Source organism: Lelliottia sp. RWM.1 (assembly GCF_016859735.1).
GTDB lineage: Bacteria > Pseudomonadota > Gammaproteobacteria > Enterobacterales > Enterobacteriaceae > Enterobacter.
This window is the reverse complement of sequence record NZ_WLVC01000125.1, coordinates 1-1,321: the sequence shown is the minus strand read 5'-3', so window position 1 is coordinate 1,321 and position 1,321 is coordinate 1. Positions and strand designations below refer to the sequence as shown.

Sequence of the window (1,321 nt, the reverse complement as noted above, 5' to 3'; positions counted from 1 at the left end):
ATCTATGGTCACTCCCGTTTTTGCAACACCGATTTTGACGACAAGTTGGCTTGCTTGAATCTATCCGGCGTCTGAATGGGATTTTATTCCCGCGCCTTGATGAGTTCCGCGCCTGATGAACCTCCAGAAAATATACGGCTTCAATGAGCCTTTCCGTTTTACAGGTTCCTCAACAGGCCGGTGGGCCGTTAGTATCATCAATATCAGTATTCGCAAAACCAGATGAATGATTGTTTAAACTGGTGTATTTCTGCCTTTATGCTTCGTAAGTTTGCTGTCGCGCCGTCAGTGCCCAGGCTATTCTGGCCAGCTTGTTTGCCAGAGCACAGGTGACGACAAAGTTGCTTTTCCGACACAACAACTCCCTGACCCAGTCGGCCAACTTGCCAGACTGGTGTTCCAGTTTTTGTATGAATACCCTGGCACACTGAACCAACAAAGTTCGGATCTTTTTGTTGCCCCGCTTGCTAATCCCTAACAATGTCGTCCGACCTCCCGTGCTGTACTGTCGGGGTACCAGCCCTGTTGCCGCCGCAAAGTCACGGCTGCTGGCGTACTGCTTCCCGTCGCCAATCTCAGTTGAAATAGTACTGGCAGTCAGCGTTCCAACGCAGGGAATACTCAGCAAGCGCTGTCCAACCTCATCTTCGTCCAACTTTCGTTTCAACTGAGATTCCAGATCTTTAATCTGCTCAACAAGATAGTGATAATGCTGTTGTAATTTCAGCAGTAACTGGCTGAGATAAAGAGGCAAACTACTGTCCTCAAGAAGGGTACTCAGTCGACTAATAACGGCAGCACCTCGCGGAACGCTGATACCAAATTCCAGCAGAAAAGCATGCATCTGATTAGTTGTTTTCACCTTATCCTGAACCAGGGATTCACGGACACGATGCAGAGCTCGCATTGCCTGCTGAGATTCGGTTCTGGGCTGCACGAAACGCATAGATGGACGTGATGCTGCTTCACAGATAGCTTCAGCATCAACGAAGTCATTTTTGTTGCTTTTAACGAATGGGCGGACAAATTGCGGTGATATCAGCTTTGGAAAATGCCCTAACTCTGCCAGCTTGCGTGCCATAAAGTGAGAACCGCCACAGGCTTCCATCGCGATGGTTGTTGCCGGGCATGTCGCCAGAAATTCGATTAGCTTTGGTCGGGTGAATTTTTTACGGTAAACGGCCTTCCCACGATGATCCTGACAATGAATATGGAAAGAGTTCTTACCCAGATCGATACCAATAAGCGCAATGTTTTCCATGATGGTTCTCCGAATGAAAGCCTGTCCTCAGCATAGTACTGGGAAGGAGGGAGTGACCAT

At 48.4% G+C, this 1,321-nt stretch carries 1 protein-coding gene; it reads right to left on the bottom strand.

Annotated elements, in window-relative coordinates; translation table 11 throughout:
* Nucleotides 1-256: 256 nt before the first annotated feature.
* The gene (locus GF617_RS26845) at nt 257-1,261 is read right to left on the bottom strand and encodes an IS110-like element IS5075 family transposase (protein ID WP_000427614.1); all 1,005 of its coding nucleotides are present in this window, start codon (nt 1,259-1,261) and stop codon (nt 257-259) included.
* Nucleotides 1,262-1,321 lie beyond the last annotated feature (60 nt).

Coding starts and splice junctions, on each gene's coding strand:
- GF617_RS26845 (WP_000427614.1), bottom strand. CDS start 1,261: ATGGAAAACATTGCGCTTATTGGTATCGATCTGGGTAAGAACTCTTTC.